Source organism: Methylobacillus arboreus, from assembly GCF_020532725.1.
Classification (GTDB): domain Bacteria; phylum Pseudomonadota; class Gammaproteobacteria; order Burkholderiales; family Methylophilaceae; genus Methylobacillus; species Methylobacillus arboreus.
Genome location: NZ_JAJAVC010000011.1, coordinates 445,406 through 462,707 on the forward strand (window position 1 = coordinate 445,406; position 17,302 = coordinate 462,707).

Annotated in this window: 16 protein-coding genes; 10 read left to right on the plus strand and 6 right to left on the minus strand. The window is 54.9% G+C overall.

The window, feature by feature from the left end; translation table 11 throughout:
• The first annotated feature begins 2 nt into the window (after positions 1 to 2).
• From LG198_RS13105 to era, 3 genes are all read left to right on the plus strand, one after another.
• On the plus strand, positions 3 to 368 hold the full coding sequence (locus LG198_RS13105) for a DUF4845 domain-containing protein (protein ID WP_230343628.1): 366 nt from the start codon (positions 3 to 5) through the stop codon (positions 366 to 368).
• Positions 369 to 449: 81 nt separating this feature from the next.
• Complete coding sequence (rnc, locus tag LG198_RS13110) at positions 450 to 1,130, plus strand: ribonuclease III (protein ID WP_230343629.1); 681 nt, start codon at positions 450 to 452, stop codon at positions 1,128 to 1,130.
• The gene (gene era, locus LG198_RS13115) at positions 1,127 to 2,017 is read left to right on the plus strand and encodes a GTPase Era (protein WP_230343630.1); all 891 of its coding nucleotides are present in this window, start codon (positions 1,127 to 1,129) and stop codon (positions 2,015 to 2,017) included. Before rnc ends, era begins: the two co-directional genes overlap by 4 nt.
• A gap of 3 nt (positions 2,018 to 2,020) precedes the next feature.
• Here era and pagP read toward each other — a convergent pair whose 3' ends face one another.
• Positions 2,021 to 2,575, minus strand: a complete 555-nt coding sequence (pagP, locus tag LG198_RS13120) for a lipid IV(A) palmitoyltransferase PagP (protein ID WP_230343631.1) — start codon at positions 2,573 to 2,575, stop codon at positions 2,021 to 2,023.
• A 131-nt stretch (positions 2,576 to 2,706) separates the two neighbouring features.
• Between pagP and recO the strand changes: the two genes are divergently transcribed.
• Genes recO through LG198_RS13145 form a run of 5 tightly spaced genes read left to right on the plus strand, consistent with a single transcriptional unit; the run spans position 2,707 to position 6,263 of the window.
• Positions 2,707 to 3,441: a DNA repair protein RecO gene (gene recO / locus LG198_RS13125; protein ID WP_230343632.1), complete on the plus strand. Its 735-nt coding sequence runs from the start codon at positions 2,707 to 2,709 to the stop codon at positions 3,439 to 3,441.
• Entirely contained in the window at positions 3,435 to 4,160 is a 726-nt protein-coding gene (gene pdxJ, locus LG198_RS13130) for a pyridoxine 5'-phosphate synthase (RefSeq protein ID WP_230343820.1), read from the plus strand. The genes recO and pdxJ overlap by 7 nt, the downstream gene beginning before the upstream one ends.
• A 10-nt stretch (positions 4,161 to 4,170) precedes the next feature.
• Positions 4,171 to 4,551, plus strand: coding sequence for a holo-ACP synthase (gene acpS / locus LG198_RS13135; RefSeq protein ID WP_230343633.1), 381 nt, complete (start codon positions 4,171 to 4,173; stop codon positions 4,549 to 4,551).
• 3 nt (positions 4,552 to 4,554) lie between these two features.
• Positions 4,555 to 5,472, plus strand: a complete 918-nt coding sequence (locus LG198_RS13140; protein ID WP_230343821.1) for a surface-adhesin E family protein — start codon at positions 4,555 to 4,557, stop codon at positions 5,470 to 5,472.
• Positions 5,469 to 6,263: a tRNA threonylcarbamoyladenosine dehydratase gene (locus LG198_RS13145; protein ID WP_230343634.1), complete on the plus strand. Its 795-nt coding sequence runs from the start codon at positions 5,469 to 5,471 to the stop codon at positions 6,261 to 6,263. The genes LG198_RS13140 and LG198_RS13145 overlap by 4 nt, the downstream gene beginning before the upstream one ends.
• Here the strand turns inward: LG198_RS13145 and LG198_RS13150 are convergent.
• The 4 genes from LG198_RS13150 to LG198_RS13165 form a co-directional block, all read right to left on the minus strand.
• Complete coding sequence (locus tag LG198_RS13150; RefSeq protein WP_230343635.1) at positions 6,260 to 6,523, minus strand: hypothetical protein; 264 nt, start codon at positions 6,521 to 6,523, stop codon at positions 6,260 to 6,262. The genes LG198_RS13145 and LG198_RS13150 overlap by 4 nt on opposite strands.
• 136 nt (positions 6,524 to 6,659) lie before the next feature.
• Positions 6,660 to 8,981, minus strand: coding sequence for a TonB-dependent receptor (locus LG198_RS13155; protein ID WP_230343636.1), 2,322 nt, complete (start codon positions 8,979 to 8,981; stop codon positions 6,660 to 6,662).
• Between the two features lie 87 nt (positions 8,982 to 9,068).
• Positions 9,069 to 10,403, minus strand: coding sequence for an MFS transporter (locus LG198_RS13160; RefSeq protein ID WP_230343637.1), 1,335 nt, complete (start codon positions 10,401 to 10,403; stop codon positions 9,069 to 9,071).
• Positions 10,400 to 11,731: an LLM class flavin-dependent oxidoreductase gene (locus LG198_RS13165; RefSeq protein ID WP_230343638.1), complete on the minus strand. Its 1,332-nt coding sequence runs from the start codon at positions 11,729 to 11,731 to the stop codon at positions 10,400 to 10,402. Before LG198_RS13165 ends, LG198_RS13160 begins: the two co-directional genes overlap by 4 nt.
• 265 nt (positions 11,732 to 11,996) lie before the next feature.
• On the opposite strand from LG198_RS13165, the gene LG198_RS13170 reads away from it, so the two are divergent.
• Positions 11,997 to 12,638, plus strand: a complete 642-nt coding sequence (locus LG198_RS13170) for a TetR/AcrR family transcriptional regulator (RefSeq protein WP_230343639.1) — start codon at positions 11,997 to 11,999, stop codon at positions 12,636 to 12,638.
• A gap of 101 nt (positions 12,639 to 12,739) precedes the next feature.
• Here the strand turns inward: LG198_RS13170 and LG198_RS13175 are convergent, their stop codons facing one another.
• A complete protein-coding gene (locus LG198_RS13175) occupies positions 12,740 to 15,136 on the minus strand; it encodes a TonB-dependent receptor (protein WP_230343640.1) in 2,397 nt (798 codons plus the stop codon).
• A 203-nt stretch (positions 15,137 to 15,339) separates the two neighbouring features.
• Here LG198_RS13175 and htpG point away from each other — a divergent pair, with 203 nt between their 5' ends.
• Positions 15,340 to 17,229 carry a molecular chaperone HtpG gene (htpG, locus tag LG198_RS13180; protein ID WP_230343641.1) on the plus strand — a complete coding sequence of 630 codons (1,890 nt, stop codon included), beginning with the start codon at positions 15,340 to 15,342 and terminating at the stop codon, positions 17,227 to 17,229.
• The last annotated feature ends 73 nt before the right edge of the window (positions 17,230 to 17,302 follow it).

Consider the following 17,302-nt stretch of genomic DNA (forward strand, 5'->3'; position numbering starts at 1 on the left):
GCATGAAAAAACAGCAAGGCATGACATTCCTGGGCCTGGTGATCCTGATCGCCGTCGGCGTGTTTTTTGCAGTGCTGGCGATGAAGCTTACGCCTTCTTATATCGAGTATTTCGCGGTCAAGAAAGCGATTGCGCGCATTGCCCACGATCCGGCGTTTCCCAGCATGAGCAAAGCGGACATGATTACCGCCTTTCAGAAAAGCGCTACTATTGATGACATTCGCAACGTAGAGACCAAGGATCTGGCATTCTTGCGCGATGAGAACGGCAAGACCGTTCTTTCTGTGGATTATCAGGTGGTGGTGCCGCTCTTTTCCAATATCAGTGTCTTGCTGGATTTTGAAGCCTCGACTGACAATGCACGTTGATCGCCGTTGTTGCATGGGCTGCGCGAATGTTTGCGAAGCCTGCCTGTCGCTGCTTCCCATTGCTGTCGCTAGGGCGCTGCCATGAGCCAGAGCAGCCTGGTGCGGCAGCTTGCATATGAGTTCAAGGATAAAACCCTGCTCACGCGTGCCTTAACCCACCGCAGCCATTCCGGCAATAATAATGAGCGTCTTGAGTTTCTTGGCGACGGGGTGTTGAACTTCCTGATCGCCCATCAGTTGTATCAGCGATTTCCCAAGTTGCCCGAAGGCGATCTTAGCCGTTTGCGTGCGCAGTTGGTCAAGGAGCAAACATTGAGCGAAATTGCCGTGAGCCTGGAGATGGGGGAGTTTCTCAAGCTGGGCGAGGGTGAACTCAAAAGCGGTGGCTGGCGCCGTCCTTCGGTGCTGGCGGACGCGGTAGAAGCCATTATTGGCGCAGTCTTTCTCGATGGCGGCTATCCGGCAGCCGAAGCGCTGGTCAAGCGTTTGTTCCTGCCACGGCTGGAAGGTATCGACCCCAAGGCTATCGGCAAGGATGCCAAGTCGTTGCTGCAGGAATTTCTGCAAGGGCGCAAAATCGACTTGCCCGAGTACAATGTACTGGCGACGGAAGGCGAGGCGCATTGCCAGACGTTCCGTGTCGGCTGCCATATTGCCAAACTCCAGATTACCACTGAGGGCAAGGGCTCCAGCCGCCGTGCGGCGGAGCAACAGGCTGCCCAGGCGGCATACGAGCAATTGCTCGAAAAAGGAAAGAAATGACATCATCTAGCGCTTTTCGTTGTGGCACGGTCGCCATTGTCGGCCGTCCCAATGTGGGCAAGTCTACCTTGCTCAACCATATTCTCGGCCTCAAGCTCAGCATTACTTCGCGCAAGGCGCAAACCACGCGCCATCGCCTGCTGGGCATACACACTACTGAAGATACGCAGTTCCTGTTTGTGGATACGCCAGGTTTCCAGCAAAAGCATATCAATGCCCTCAACCGCAACCTGAACCGTACCGTGACGCAGGTGTTGAGCGAAGTGGATGTGGTGCTGTTTGTCATAGAGCCCATGCACTTGGGAGATGCAGACCGCAAAGTGCTGGAATTGCTGCCGAAGAACCAGCCGGTATTCCTGGTGGTCAACAAGGCCGACCTGATGGGGGACAAGGGCAATCTTTTGCCGTTGATTCAGGATTTTGATCTGGAGTTTCCATTTACCGGCATCATTCCGGTAAGCGCCAAGAAGAATCTTTATCTCGACGAGCTACTCGCCGCCGTCCGTGAGCACCTGCCAGAACAGGCAGCGATTTATGGCGAGGATGAACTGACCGACCGCAATGAGCGATTCCTGGCGGCCGAAATGCTGCGCGAGAAGATTTTCCGCCTGCTCGGTGACGAGGTGCCTTATTCCGTGGCGGTGGAGATCGAGAAGTTTGAGCAGGAGGGCAACCTGCGGCGTATCCATGCCGCGATCATCGTCGACAAGGATAGCCAGAAGCCCATGCTGATCGGCAAGGGCGGCGAAAAGCTCAAACGCATCTCCACGGAGGCGCGCCAGGATATGGAAAAACTGTTTGGCGGCAAGGTATGGCTGGAAACCTGGGTCAAGGTCAAAGGCGGCTGGGCCGATGACGAGCGCGCCCTTAAGTCGCTAGGCTACTGACGGCTAGAAACTGGCCCTGGACCAGAAGAACAGGATGTTGCCGTTTCCCCTGCCGCCCGGGACATAGCTAGTGTTGAGCGAGTATTGCTGGTAGTTGACGGATGCAATCGGCAATACGCCGGGAATGGGAAAATTCCTGTAGATATCTGCGCGCGAGGTGATAAAGGCCGTATAGCCAACGCCGGCATGCAGGCCTGATACGGGGCCAAACATCCATTGATGGCCGTAGCCCAACATGGGTTGCACCTTGCTGTGCGAATCGGAGAACGCCATCAGGTAGAGGCCTTCCCAATTGCCAGCCGCATTGTATCGGCTGCGCCCATAGCCCAGGCCCCAGGTGAATTCGCGGAACGAATCGATTTTATCGTCGTCGTAGGCAAACCGGAGATGGTGGGTCCACAATGGCAGGTATAAATCCTGGCTGCCCGTCTCCCAGATGTCAGTGATACGCTCACATGACTTGTCAACCCAGGTATAGTCCGTATTACAGGAAGCCTGTGCTGAAAAGGGGAGCAGCAAGGTGCTGCTGGCAGCTAAAAAAGTGTGCTTGATCTTCATGAGTGAAATGCCTGAACGTTTAATACATCAACTAGGCCTGACAGCGTAATGCTGCAAAAGGTTTCTCTTGTCTTTTCGGCCCTGAGATAAAATGCATCCTGCTTCTCATCCGATTATCTGAAATAGCTAGAATGGCCGCCAGCAATCTTCATCGCCAAGACAATCAGCCGGTTTACGTGCTGCATACCTATCCGTTCAAGGAAACCAGCCTGGTTGTGGAATTATTCAGCCGCGAGTTTGGCCGTGTGGCGGCGGTTGCCAGGGGCGCCAGGCGCCCACGCTCGGCGATGCGCGGCATGTTGCAGGCATTCCAGCCCTTGCAGGCAACCTGGTCCGGCAAGGCCGAGCTCAAGAATCTGCACGGCATGGAGTGGGGTGCCGGCTTGTTGCTGCTGCGCGGTGAGGCATTGATGTGCGGTTTTTACCTTAACGAATTGCTGCTGCGCCTGTTGCTGCGAGAGGACGGGCACGATGCCTTGTTCGATTACTACAGCCAGACCTTGCGCATCCTGGCGCAGGACCAAGTGCTGCCCGCGACAACCTTGCGCCGCTTCGAGCTCAAGATGCTGCAGGAACTGGGCTATGCCGTGCCGCTCGAGCATGATGCCAGCGGTGAGGCTATCCAGTCTGGGCATCAATATGTCTATGTGGCCGAGCAGGGCGCATTGCGTAGCAGCCAGCATGCGGCACAGGCAAATGGCGTACAATTGTCCGGTAAGGCCCTGCTGGACATGGCGCAGGATGATTACACCGACACGCAGACCCAGCAGCAAAGCAAGCAGTTGATGCGCGCCTTGCTGGCGCATTACCTGGGCGAGAAACCTCTACATACGCGACAATTACTCATGGATTTGCAGGCATTATGAAACTAGGCGTCAATATTGATCATGTAGCCACCCTGCGTCAGGCGCGTGGCACCCAATACCCAAGTGTGGTGCAGGCAGCCTTGCGCGCCGAGGAAGCCGGCGCGGACAGCATCACTATCCATTTGCGCGAGGACAGGCGCCATATCCAGGATGCCGACGTGTTCGCGCTGCGTCCCTTGCTGCAAACCAAGATGAACCTGGAAATGGCAGTGACCGATGAAATGGTGGACATTGCGCTCAAGGTCATGCCGCAGGATGTCTGTCTGGTGCCGGAGCGCCGTGAGGAACGCACCACCGAAGGTGGGTTGGATGTGTCTGGCAATCTCGGCACTATCAAGTCTGCCTGTACGACACTGGACAATGCGGGTATCCGCGTTTCCCTGTTCATCGGGCCAGACCTGGTGCAGGTTGAAGCTGCCAAGGCTGCAGGCGCCCCTGTCATAGAGATCCATACCGGCGCGTTTGCCGACGCGAAGACAGAAGCGGAGAAGAACACTGAATTACAACGCATCCGCATGGCGGTGGATCACGGTTTGGCGCTGGGCCTGACAGTGAATGCCGGTCATGGCCTCAATATTCACAATGTGCATGAGATCGTCGGCATTCCGGGGATTGAAGAACTCAATATCGGCCATGCCATTGTCGCGCATGCCCTGTTTGTGGGCTGGGAATACGCGGTGCGGGAGATGAAGGCCCTGATCGTGCAAAAATCAAATTAAGCATGCAGGCATGATTTACGGGATAGGCACGGATATTGTCGAGGTTGTGCGCATAGAGGAATCGCTCAGCCGCTTTGGCGATGCGTTTGCCAAGCGCATTCTCAATGCCGACGAGTGGCACGAATATGCGTCCAGCCGGGTAAAGGCCAGGTTCCTCGCCAAACGCTTTGCGGCAAAGGAAGCCTTTGCCAAAGCCCTGGGCACGGGTATTCGCGGTGCTGCCAGTTTTGAGAATATCGGCATCGGGCACGATGCGCTGGGCAAGCCGGAATTCCAGCTCGCCCCCGCCTTGCAGCAATGGCTGGCGGAAAAGGGGGTGGGTAGCCTGCATCTTTCCATCAGTGATGAAAAAGCCCTTGCCGCTGCCTTTGTCGTATTGGAAAAAGCCTGAGTGATGCGTAGTGTATGGTTCGGATTTCTGTTGCTGGCGGGAGTGGCTGCCCATGCCGAGCAATGGGACCTGATGGGAGAAAGCAATGTCGGCAGGCATTATGTTGATCCAGGCACTATGGTGCGTGATACTGCCGGGAAAAAGTTCACTATGCATACCAAAGTGGAGCAGCCCGACAGCGCCATCTGGGTTACTACCATGCAGGTGGATTGCCGGGCACAGCGGTTCAGCTACCTTAGCGGCTATCAACTCAAGGACGGCAAGCAGGTAGTCAAGTTCGATGCTCCGCGCGCGCAAGGGCCGATCAGTGCAGGGTCACTGCCGGACCAGCTACAGCAGAAATATTGCGTTGCGGCTGCACCGGCAGCAAGATCGACGCAATGGGAAATCGTGAGCAACAGCAATACCGGCGAGGTTGCATTTGACCGCGCCTCCTTGCAGCAACATACCGCACATGAATTTACCGTGAATACACGGGTCAAGCCGTTTAATAAAAATGAACAGACCTTGAGCACGCTGCGCCTGGATTGCAGCCTGAACACCTTCAAATTGCTGCAGGCGCAAAAAATGCGGGACGGCAAGACCGAAGCCTTGTTTGACAAGCCACAGCCAGCTGCACCCGTGAATAAATCTGCAACCGTCCAGCAGCTTGCCCGGGCGATTTGCAGCCCGCCTGCCAAGCCTGCGCGCAACCCGTTCCAGGATGATGCCTGCAAGGGCATATTGAACGATCTCCAATCGCTGGAAAAACGGGTGCAGGCCGACGTGGATGCCAGTGCTCTGTATTGCGACACTATGCAGAAATATCTCGATCAACTTGCCGGCATTGCCGATGCTGTCGAAAAAAACCGCTGTGATATCCATAGCCTGGACCAGTACCAGCGCCAGATTCGCGCTGCCGGATGTGAGGATTCGCGATGACCGGCCCGCTTGATTTCGATTGGGAGCGTCGCTTTGGCGGCGTGCGCAGGCTCTATGGGGAATCGGCATTGCAGCGCTTCCGGCAAGCCCATGTTTGCGTCATCGGCATGGGCGGCGTGGGTTCCTGGGCGGTGGAAGCATTGGCACGCAGTGCAATCGGAAAATTCACCCTGATCGACCTCGACAATATTGCCGAATCCAATGTCAATCGCCAGTTGCATGCAGTCGAAGGGGCGTTTGGCCAGGCCAAGGTGGCCGCCATGGCTGAGCGCATACATGCCATCAATCCCTTGGCACAAACTCGGGAAATCGAGGACTTCATAACGCCCAATAATTTGGATGCAATGCTGGACCCGAAAGTTGACGCGGTTCTGGATGCGATAGATGACGCCCGGGCTAAAGTGGCCTTGGCAGCCTGGTGCCGTCAACATGATATTCCACTGGTGATGGCCGGTGGAGCGGGAGGACGGGTCGACCCGATACGCATCAGGGTGGCGGACCTGGCCGAGGTCCATGGCGACAGGTTACTGGCAAAAGTGCGCAACCAGTTACGCCGGGATCACGGCTTTCCTAAAGGTACGGATGGCAAGAAGAAAGTACAGAAATTTGGCATTAGCTGCATCTATTCCGATGAGCCGGTTCAGCAGCCGGATGCCAGCTGTGTTGCCGATGCTGGCGGGGTGACAGGATTGAACTGTGCCGGCTATGGATCCTCGGTTGCCGTGACGGCGCCCTGTGGTATGGCTGCCGCGGCTGTTGTGCTCAAGGTGCTGGCAAGTCGTTCGCGTTAGCTTGAGATTTTGCGTTCGTATTCAGGAAAATAGCGCGAAATTACCGAAAGGTCGAAACTGCGCAGGATGCTGGTGTTGGGTTCGCGTTCCAGCAGGAACTCGAAAGAGCGCCTGACCAACTCTTCGCTATCAAAACGCCCTTGGCTCAGCTTGTCTACATATTCCGGGGCTACTGTGACGCGATGCGACGTAAAAGATGTTGCTTCAACCGCTACTTCAAAAATGCTTGCATCAAGCTTGTTGATCGTGATCTTGGCCATCGTCATCCCCTTTTATGAACAGGGCCTTTATGTGAGATGGGCATAGTGTAGCTTGAAAGTTCTTCATTTACATAAAAAATCAGCCACCTGCCATACAAGCCAGGTGGCTGTTTCCCTTTAACTGACCAGGCCGGGTTTAGAAGTCGTAGCGCAGGCTGGCGCCTATGGTGCGAGGTTGTGCGGCGGAACCGGCGTACATGCCGAAACCTGAGTTGACCAAGCCAAGGAAGTAGTGCTTGTCAAACAGGTTTTTGGCCCAGATTGAGATATCCCACTGGTTATTTCCATGTGGAATTTTGAAGCCAGTGGTCAGGTTGAACACGCCGTAGCTGGGAATCCTGGAGTAGGTCGAATTGTTGACGTCAGCATAGGTTTCAGAGCGCCAGCCGTAATTGGCGGAAGTGTAATGCTCTACGCTGCCATTGATGTTCCATTGATGGAAGACTCCTGCGTTGGCGGTCCAGCGTGGGGCACCATTGACGCGATTGCCAGAGATGCTACGGAATCCGCGACCATAACCTACACCATCGAACTCTTCAAATGGTGTCGGGGCGGTACCTCTGTCAAAAGTAGCATCGGTATAAGCCGCATTGAAGGTTAAGGCCAAATGGCTAGTTGCTTGGGCCTTGATGTCAAGTTCCACGCCTTTGCTAGTCAGGTCACCGACATTTGTTAAGAGTGCTAGATAGGCCCCACCAGATTCAGTATTGGTGACAGCTTGGTAATCGGAAATCTTTGTCAGGAACAGGTTGGTATTAACATGAATACGATTGTCGAGCCAACTGGTCTTAAGGCCGATCTCCAAATTTAGCGCTTTTTCCGGCTCAATGCTGAGAGCTTGGCTGCCTAGTATCGAACCAGGGGAAGCGACGCTGTTGACGTTAAATCCACCGGATTTTTCACCAGTGGAATATGTTGCAAATCCTAAGACATCCTCTGTGAAATGATAACTTGCCGTGATTAGGCCGGCGATGCTTTCGTCCTTGCGCCTCAAAGTGCCTGAATCATAAGCTCCGAATAATTGCGGATGGTAAATGATGTTAGCTGCAGGTGAAATCAGTTGTTGATTGACCCGACCTTCTTTTTTCTCCAGCGTATAACGCAGACCCGCTGTTAGGTCCAGTTTCTCCGTAGTATGCCAGGTGGCCTGGCCAAAAATGGCGTAGCTGTCTGTCTTGGCAGTACCTTGGCCTTGCAAGGATGAGTTGCCCGGATAGGCGAAAGTTAAAGGGAGCGAAATGGGGCCTGTCCTGTAACCGTTGTCACTATCAATATCTTGATGGTAATAATAAGCTCCTACGACATAGTCATAGACTTCTCCTAGTGGCGAGGCGAGGCGGATTTCTTGTGAGTATTGTTCTTCCTGTACTTTGAAACCGCCAGTCAGTCCCGAGAGGCGGGAAAAGTCAAGATCATTCTCAGGACTGAATTTCCAGTCTCGCCAAGCAGTGATAGAAGTCAGCTTATAGCCATTGATATCCCAGTTTGCTTCAGCAGAAAGTGCATCCTGATTAACCTTTGAGCGTTGCCTTGCATCAAAATCCACTTTGTAGTCGTAAGGGCTGCGGGCTATATTCACCGCTCCCAGACCTGTAGCGTTTTGTGCGTACGTTGTACCATTAGGACGCCAAGGTCCAAAACTATAGGGAATCAAGGTGCCGGTACTGGAATTTTCCTCATTGTGCTCGGCAATTATGCGTAAGTTGAAAGTTTCGCTGGGCTTGATCAATATCTGCCCGCGCACACCCTGGCGGTTGATCTCGTTCAAGTCCTTGCCATTGTAGGTATTCTTGATCCAGCCGTCGTCATGGGTATCGTAGGCGGAAATACGTACCGCGACCGTGTCGCTCAATGGCTGGTTGATCATGGCCTTGAGCTGGCGGTAACCGCGCTCACCGCCTGAGACTTCAATAGTGCGCTCTTCCTTGAATACGGGCTGCCTTGAGGTGATGTTCAGCACCCCAGCCGTCGTATTCTTGCCGAATAATGTGCCTTGCGGGCCGCGCAGCAGGTCGATCTGCTCAATGTCGAGAAGATCGAATACTGCCTGGCCTGGACGGCCGAGGTAGACGTTATCAAGATAAATACCGACGCTGCCTTCCAGGCCTTCGTTTGCAGTGTTGTTGCCGATGCCGCGCACGGCGACGCTGGATTGGCGCGCGTGGATGAATTGCGAGGTGAAGTTGGGCAGCAGTTGTTGCAGGTCCTGCACCTGGTATATCTTGGCCGCTTCAAGCTGCTCGCCCTTGACGACGCTGATTGGGGCGGGCACATCCTGCTCTTTTTCCGTACGCCTGCGGGCAGTGACGGTGATGCTGCCGAGTTGATTCTCGTAACCGGATTCTGCTTCCTGCCCGACTGTTGTGCCAGGGTCGTTTTCCTCGGCATAGGCCGGATTGAAGGCCGCATGTATCGCCAGTGCGATACTGCTGATGACAAATGGTTTGCTCAGTTTCATGGTTGGTTTTCCCCTAAATGATATTTGGTGTTGCTTGTAACTGGTGGCTGGATTGAACACATCGTTGTTTGTGGTTGTTATCCATGCTTATCCAGCCTCCAGCCTGTAGCTGCCTACCTTGCCCAGGTCATTCTGGTAATGGCGCAATGCGGTTGCCAGCAGGATGACGGCTAGCGTGCCGCTGACGACGGGTAGGATGAACAGGGCCTGCCCCAATCCGTAATAATCCGACAGCAAGCCGGCCAGGAATGGGCCTGGGACCGAGCCGAGCAGATGCAGGGTCACAACAGATGTCGTGCCTGAAAGCGCGCGTCCTGACGGATGTGCCAGTTCCTGTGTCATGCTCAAGGGGCCGGAGCCACTGACGGCGGCAGAGAAGCTTGCCGTCAGGATAAGCAGATACTGGGTGTGGGCATCCTGGACCAGGCCGAATGCGAGTCCATATAAAAGTGTTGATAAAGCAAAGGCAATGGTGGAGAAGTAAATCTTCGCATTGCGGTGGCGGCGGGTCAGAGTATCCATGATCCAACCGCCCAGCGGAATGGCCACGACGCCGACCAGCAGGAGACCGCTGGTCATAAGTGAGGCCTGCTGCAGGGGGATGCCATGGATACGGTTGAGATAGGTCGGCAGGAAGAAGATGATCGGCACCCACTGCAAGGTAGCCATGGCACCGCTGAGGTAAGCCAGCAGCAGCGATGGCGTGCGGACAATTTTTGACCAGTTGTGGCGGATCACCTGCCAGTGGCTGACAGGTTTTTCCTCGCCTGATGCCTGCGCTTCAGGCTGGATATTGCGGTAATCGCGGCAACGGTAAAGCGCAATGGCAACCAGGATTCCCGGAATCGCCAGCAGTCCCAGCGCATGGCGCCAGCCGTAATGCGCGGCAATGAAGCCGCCCAGCGCAATCCCCAATGCCATGCCTATGGGCTGGCTCGCAGAGAACACGCCCAGGGCCAGTTGCAGCCTGCGGCGCGGGAATGCGGCACTGATCCAGGCATAGGAGGCCGGCGCATAAGCCGCCTCACCGGCTCCCACCAGGGCGCGGCTGGCGGCCAGCTGGCCAAAGTTCTGTGCAAATGCGCCGCTGGCGGATGCAAAGCCCCAGAATATGCCCATCAGGCTGGCAGTCTTGATCCGGCTCCAGCGGTCAATGGCAATCGATACCGGGAAGGCGAACAGCACCATGCCCAAGGTCAACAGCGAGCTGAGCAACCCCGACTGGGCGTCGCTCAACCCCCATTCCGCCTTGATATACGGCAGCAGCCCGGCGATGATCAGGCGATCGGCAAAGTCGAACACCATCAACAGGCATAGCAGAGAAAACACCCACAGGGTGCCTGGCTTGCCGAAGAGGTAGCGGTCATCTGCGGCTGGAATGCCGGCCTGGTTTTCATTGGATGCAGAAGCAGTGTTGCTCATTTATATTGGCTCCGGGGGCGTGGCAGTTCAAGGTGTTCACGCAAGGTGCTACCCGTGTATTCGGTGCGGAAAAGTCCACGGCGCTGAAGCTCGGGGATCACCTGGTCAACAAACTCGGTGAGGCCATGCGGGAAAGTCGCCGGCAGGATGTTGAAGCCATCCGCCGCACCCTGGGTGAACCAGATTTCCAATTGGTCAGCAATGCTGCTGGCGGTGCCGGTGATAATGCGGTGCCCGCGCGCGCCAGCCACTTTCTGGTAAAGCTGACGGATGGTCAGGTTATCCCGGCGTGCCAGGTCAACCAGCAATTGCTGGCGGCTTTGCCAACCCTCTGTGTTGGGAAATTCGGGAACCGGGCCGTCAATCGAATGTTTGCTCAAGTCTATATTGCCCAGGAAGGCTGACAATAACGCAATGCCCACGGACGGGTCTATCAGGGCCTGTAGTTGTTCATATTTTTCCTGCGCTTCCTCTTCTGTCCCCCCGATGATCGGCATCACGCCTGGCATGATTTTCACGCTGTCAGGCGAGCGGTCATGCTGGGCCAGGCGGTCTTTCAGGCCTTTGTAGAAAGCTTGCGCGCCCTCAAGCGATTGCTGGGCGGTAAAGACGATTTCCGCAGTGGCGGCTGCCAGGTTTTGCCCGTCCTCTGATGAGCCCGCCTGCACGATGACAGGATACCCTTGTATAGGCCTTGCCGATTGCAAGGGGCCGGACACGGAAAAATACTCGCCTTTATGGTTGAGAAAGTGTAGCTTGTCCGGGTCGAAGAAGTTACCCGCTGCCTTGTCAAACAGGTAGGGATCGTCATCCCAGCTATCCCACAGGCCTTTTACCACATCCACGTATTCACGCGCGCGCAGATAGCGTTCAGCATGGGGAATCTGGCTGCTCAGGCTGAAGTTGTTGGCCTCGAAATCCGTACCTGATGTTACGAGGTTCCATCCTGCACGGCCGCCGCTGATATGGTCCAGCGATGCAAACAGCCTTGCCAGGTGATAGGGCTGGAGGTATGAAGTGGAAACCGTGCTGATCAGGCCGATTTTCTCGGTGCTGCCAGCGATGGCGGACAATACGGTCAATGGTTCCCAAAAATAGGTAACAGCACCTTTGGCCAGCAATCGCTTGTCTATCTGAGGCAATCCCAGCGCATCGGCAAAAAAGATGGCGTCAAATTTCCCCCGTTCCGCAATGTTTGCCAGGTTCTTCAGGTGGGTTAGGCTGGTGGCGTCGGCGGGGTTCACGTCCGGATGACGCCATGCGGCCAGGTGGTGTCCCACACTTTGCAGGAATGCACCTAGTTTAATTTGTCTTTTCTGGGTTGCCATACTGTCCTTGTGTGCTGCCCTGTTGCGATGTGCCTACATCTTGGCAACAGTGCAATATGCATAAAAAAGGGTTGCATTTAAGTGAACGATAACGTTTACTTAATCAGCGCAATCTAACCTATCTTTTTTAGAATGAAAAATACTTATTTAAAATATTGATATTCTATTTTTGAATAATAAAGCGCGGCACAGGAAAAGGCGGGTGTTATACAGGAGTGGCATAATGCAGGCCTTGCCGATTGCAAACTCAATTGAATGGAACAGGATGAATAGCAAGGCGATTGTTGGCAGACCCACCAAGCAAGCTTCGGAACAGCTTGGTCAGCATATCCTGGACGTGGCATCAGCGTCTTTTCTGGAGAAAGGCCTGCAAGGTGCCAGTATCGAGGGCATTGCAAAAGCTGCGGGCGTCTCGAAGCTGACAATTTATCGCCAATTTTCCAATAAAAACACCTTGTTCATGGCGGTGATCAACAAATATGTCGCTAGGTATATAGACGCATTGACTGCAGCTACCAACACCAATAAGCCGCCCAGGCAAGCATTGTTTGACATAGGCTGTTTCATGGCCGAGCAATGGTTCAATCATGACAATGTGAAGTTCAGCCGCATGATTGTCGCAGAGGTTGACCGGGTCGAAGGGTTGTCCAAGCTGGTAGACCAGGTGATGAACCAGACGCGGACACCGATAGAACGTTATCTAGAGCAGCTCAAGCAGAAAGGATTGGTGCGATTCTCCGATGTCAGGGCTGTCACCATCCAGTTTGTGCAGTTATGTGTTTCCGGCCATTATTATTTGCTGCGTGACGAGGCAACTCTGCCGGGGCCTGAAGCAAGGGTTGAATTGGTCAGGTCTGCGGTTGATCTTTTCATTCACGGTTATTTCCTGCCAGAGGTCGCCGTGTAGACAGAACGGCTAAGAGCGGCCAACAACTCTCAGCGAAGCGATCCTGGCTAGGCGTTCTGTCGCAGGCAGTAAGTGGTAAAGGCAGAGTGTTGTTAGCCGCTCTAAAAGTCGTAGCGCAGGCTGGCTCCAATCGTGCGCGGCTGACCAGCCGAACCGACATAGAGGTTGCTGCCTGCATTGGTGACACCAAGGAAATAGCGCTTATCCAGCAAGTTCCTGGCCCATAAGGACAAATCCCAGCGGTGTTTTCCGTTGGTTACGCGCAGGCCGGTGCTGAAATTGAGGATGCCGTATCCGGCAATCTTTGAATATTCGGAATTGTTGACGTCACCATAGCTTTCAGAGCGCCAGCTGTACTGGACTGTACCGTAATGCTCCAGGTTATCGGCCACATTCCAGCGCAGGTTTGCATTGCTGCTCAGGGTCCAGCGAGAAGCGCCGTTGACCTGGTTGCCAGCGATGCTGCGGGTGCCTTTTCCGTAACCGCTGTTGACGGTGCCGCCTGGGCCGTCAAATTCTTCGGCAGGGGTGGGCGCTGTGCCGCGATCAAAAGTGGCATCGGTATAAGCGCCATTCAAGCCCAGGCTCAGGTGCTTGTTCACCAGGGCGCGCAGGTCGAATTCCACACCCTTGCTGGTCAGGTCGCCCGCATTGGTCAGGAGGCCGGTATAAGTGCCGTTGATGGAAGCCCCAGTGCTTGCCTGGTAATCACTGACCTTGGTCAGGAACAGGCTGGCATTGGCGATAACGCGCTGGTCCAGCCAACTGGACTTGATGCCAAGCTCCAGGTTCCTGGCTTTTTCCGGGTCTATGTTCAAGGCAGCCGCGCCCAGCACCGCGCCGGGAGAAGCTACGCCATTGATATTGAAGCCGCCGGATTTCTCGCTGGCTGAGTAGGTGGCGTAGCCAAGCACATGATCATTCAGCCAATAGCTCGCAGTCAGCAGGCTGGAAAGGCTTTCATCCTTCTGGCGTTGCACACCGGTATCGTAATGGTCGAGTAAAGGGTGGAGGAGCGGCGGTAGCGGAGTAATCTGGTTTTGCACCACTCTCGCTTCTTTTTTCTCCAGCGTGGCCCGCAGGCCTGCGGTCAGGTCGAATTTTTCTGTCAGGTGCCAGGTAACTTGGCCGAAAAGTGCGTAGCTGTGGGTCTTGGCGTAGCCCGACCCGGAAAATGCCGAATTGTCGGGATAAATGGTGGTCAGGGCAAATGCATCCGGGCCGGTTACGTATTGCTCATGGTTGGAGACATCCTGGTAATAGTAATAAGCGCCTGCCACATAGTCGAACACATCGCTCAAAGGCGAAGCAAACCGGATTTCCTGCGAATATTGCTTGTGCCTCACATCGACGCCGCCGTTTACCGCATAAAGGTCCGTGCGGTCCAAGTCGTTGTCCGGCTGGAATTCCCATTGGCGCCAGGCAGTAATCGAGGTGAGGATGTAGCCGTTCAAGTCCCAGTTGGCCTCGGCAGAGAGTGCATCTTGCTTGGCGCGCGTTCTTTGCTTGCCATCCACTGTGACCTTATAGTCCTTAGGGTCGTAATTGCGGTTGCTTGCGCCCAGGTTATTGGCATGGCTCAAACCATCGGTGGCATTGGAGCCTGGGGTGCCAGCAGGCAGATTACGGGAATTGTCAGGGGCAAAAACTGGTTGGCCTGTTATTGGATGTATGCCTGCGAATATAAATGAATTGGGTGTCCATGGCCCATAGCTGTAAGGCACCAGGGCGCCAACGCTGGAGTCTTCCTCATTGTGTTCGGCAATCAGGCGCAGGTTGAATGACGCGCTGGGTTTCAGCAGCAACTGCCCGCGTACGCCGGTGCGGTTGATTTCATTGAGGTTCTTGCCGTCGTAGGTGTTTTTGACCCAACCGTCGTCATGGGTTTTATAGGCAGAGATGCGAAAAGCCGCCATCTCATTGACTGGCTGGTTGAGCATGACCTTGTATTGCTCATAGTCGCGTGAACCGTAACTGGCTTCAACCGAATATTCCGGCCTGAAAACGGGTTTGCGGGTGGTGATGTTGAGCACGCCGGCAGTGGTGTTCTTGCCGAACAGCGTGCCCTGCGGACCGCGCAGCAGGTCGACCTGCTCGATATCCAGCAGGTCGAACACGGCCAGGCCGGGGCGGCCAAGGAATACGTTATCGAGATAAATACCGGCACTGCCTTCCAGCCCTTCATTGGCGGGGTTGTTGCCGATGCCGCGAATGGCAATACTGGACTGGCGCGGTTGCAGAAATTGCGCTGTGAGGCTGGGCATGAGTTGCGGCAAGTCCTGCAATTGATAAATCCTGCTTGCCTCAAGTTGCTCTCCCTTGACCACGGAAACTGCGGCGGGGACATCCTGCTCTTTTTCCAGCCGTCTTCTTGCGGTAACGCTGGTGACTTCAAGCTCGTGGATTTCTTGTTCGTCGTGCTCTGGCTGAATTGCGGTATCTGCTTGGCTGGTGCCGCAGGCAGCAAGCAGCGCCAACAGGCTGCTGGTGTATTTCATCGTTTTTGAATGCTCCCTTGTCAAGGTGTCAGGTGGGTATCCCCTCAAGCGACAGCATGACAAATATTATCTTTATGTTTTTATTTGTATTTTACATTTGAATTGATCAATTCGGTAGCCGGAGCTATGGAAGGGGCTTGAAATCCAGCCAGGCAGCCCCATATCCGCAACATTGTTTTCCAATGAATAACGGGAGTTAAGTTATGTCCACAGAGACCCTGCAAAAAGAAACGCTGGGCTTCCAGGCAGAAGTCAAACAATTGCTGCAACTGATGATCCACTCGCTCTACAGCAACAAGGAGATTGTGCTGCGCGAACTGATTTCCAATGCGAGCGATGCGTCGGACAAGCTGCGCTTCGAGGCGTTGGCTAACAACGGCCTCTATGAAGGCGACAGCGAGCTGAAGATACGCGTCAGCTTCGACAAAGACGCGCGTACCGTGACTATTGCCGATAACGGCATCGGCATGAGCCGCGAAGAGGTGATCAATAACATCGGCACCATCGCCAAGTCCGGCACCAGAGAATTCTTCCAGTCCCTGACCGGCGACCAGGCCAAGGATGCCAACCTGATCGGCCAGTTCGGCGTCGGTTTTTATTCCGCCTTCATCATTGCGGATAAAGTGACGCTGACGACACGTCGCGCAGGCAGCAGCGAGGCGGTGCGCTGGGAATCAGCGGGCGAGGGCGATTACACGCTGGAAAATGTGGAAAAAGCCAGCCGGGGCACCGATATCGTGCTGCACCTGCGCGAAGGCGAAGACGAATTCCTCAACGACTGGAAGCTCAAGTCCATTATCCGCAAGTATTCCGACCATATCACCCTGCCCATCGTCATGAAGAAGTCCGAATGGAAGGACGGCGAGCAGGTAGTGACCGACGAGGATGAAACTGTCAACAAGGCTTCCGCGCTCTGGGCGCGCAGCAAGAGCGAAATCTCGGAAGAGGAATACCAGGAATTCTATAAGCACGTTTCCCACGATTTCGAGAACCCGCTTGTCTGGAGCCACAACCGTGTGGAAGGCAAGCAAGAATATATTTCCCTGCTTTATATTCCGGCCAAGGCGCCGTTCGACCTTTACGACCGTGAGCGCCAGCATGGCATCAAACTGTATGTGAAGCGTGTGTTCATCATGGATGACGCCGAACAGCTGATGCCGCAATACCTGCGTTTCGTGCGCGGCGTGATCGACAGCGCAGACCTGCCACTCAACGTCTCGCGTGAAATTCTCCAGCATTCCAAGGACATTGATGCGATCAAGGCAGGTTCCGTGAAGAAAGTGCTGGGTCTGCTTGAAGACCTGGCGGAAAACAAGCCGGAAGACTATGCCAAGTTCTGGAACGAATTCGGCCGCGTGCTCAAGGAGGGGCCAGGCGAAGACTTTGCCAACAAGGAAAAAATCGCCGGTCTGCTGCGCTTTGCCAGCACCCATGCCGACAGCGACGCGCAAGTGGTTTCCTTCAAGGATTACATCGGCCGCATGAAGGAAGGCCAGGAAGCCATCTACTATATTACTGCCGATAGCTTTGCCGCCGCTCAGCATAGTCCGCACCTGGAAATCTTCCGCAAGAAGGGCATAGAAGTGCTGCTGCTTTCCGACCGCGTGGACGAGTGGCTGTTGGGTAGCCTTACCGAGTTTGACGGCAAGAAACTGCAATCCGTGGCCAAGGGCGACCTGGATCTGGGCAAGCTGGAAGACGAGGCCGAAAAGGAGCAGCAGAAAAAGACCGAGGATGAATACAAGTCGTTGGTGGAAAAAATCCAGGGCAGTTTGGGCGAAAGCGTCAAGGAAGTGCGCGTCACGCATCGCCTGACCGATTCTCCTGCGTGCCTGGTGGCAGGGGCGCATGATCTTTCCGGCAACCTGGAGCGCCTGCTCAAGGCAGCCGGCCAGAAAACGCCGGAAAGCAAGCCTGTGCTGGAAATCAACCCGCAACATGCGATTGTGCAGCGCCTGGCTGGCGTGCAGGACGATGGCAAGTTTTCCGACTGGGCGCATTTGCTGTTCGATCAGGCCTTGTTGGCCGAGGGCGGACAGCTGCAAGACCCGGCCGCCTTCGTGCGCCGGGTGAATGCCTTGCTCGCGCAGTAAGTATCAAAATCACCTGAAAAACCGGTATTGATCGCCAGTTTGGTCAATGCCGGTTTTTTATTGTATAATCCGC

Bases quoted from the DNA above. Each gene is read 5' to 3' on its own strand.
- LG198_RS13105 (WP_230343628.1), top strand. From the start codon at position 3: ATGAAAAAACAGCAAGGCATGACATTCCTGGGCCTGGTGATCCTGATC.
- rnc (WP_230343629.1), top strand. From the start codon at position 450: ATGAGCCAGAGCAGCCTGGTGCGGCAGCTTGCATATGAGTTCAAGGAT.
- era (WP_230343630.1), top strand. From the start codon at position 1,127: ATGACATCATCTAGCGCTTTTCGTTGTGGCACGGTCGCCATTGTCGGC.
- pagP (WP_230343631.1), bottom strand. From the start codon at position 2,575: ATGAAGATCAAGCACACTTTTTTAGCTGCCAGCAGCACCTTGCTGCTC.
- recO (WP_230343632.1), top strand. From the start codon at position 2,707: ATGGCCGCCAGCAATCTTCATCGCCAAGACAATCAGCCGGTTTACGTG.
- acpS (WP_230343633.1), top strand. From the start codon at position 4,171: ATGATTTACGGGATAGGCACGGATATTGTCGAGGTTGTGCGCATAGAG.
- LG198_RS13140 (WP_230343821.1), top strand. From the start codon at position 4,555: ATGCGTAGTGTATGGTTCGGATTTCTGTTGCTGGCGGGAGTGGCTGCC.
- LG198_RS13145 (WP_230343634.1), top strand. From the start codon at position 5,469: ATGACCGGCCCGCTTGATTTCGATTGGGAGCGTCGCTTTGGCGGCGTG.
- LG198_RS13150 (WP_230343635.1), bottom strand. From the start codon at position 6,523: ATGGCCAAGATCACGATCAACAAGCTTGATGCAAGCATTTTTGAAGTA.
- LG198_RS13155 (WP_230343636.1), bottom strand. From the start codon at position 8,981: ATGAAACTGAGCAAACCATTTGTCATCAGCAGTATCGCACTGGCGATA.
- LG198_RS13160 (WP_230343637.1), bottom strand. From the start codon at position 10,403: ATGAGCAACACTGCTTCTGCATCCAATGAAAACCAGGCCGGCATTCCA.
- LG198_RS13165 (WP_230343638.1), bottom strand. From the start codon at position 11,731: ATGGCAACCCAGAAAAGACAAATTAAACTAGGTGCATTCCTGCAAAGT.
- LG198_RS13170 (WP_230343639.1), top strand. From the start codon at position 11,997: ATGAATAGCAAGGCGATTGTTGGCAGACCCACCAAGCAAGCTTCGGAA.
- LG198_RS13175 (WP_230343640.1), bottom strand. From the start codon at position 15,136: ATGAAATACACCAGCAGCCTGTTGGCGCTGCTTGCTGCCTGCGGCACC.
- htpG (WP_230343641.1), top strand. From the start codon at position 15,340: ATGTCCACAGAGACCCTGCAAAAAGAAACGCTGGGCTTCCAGGCAGAA.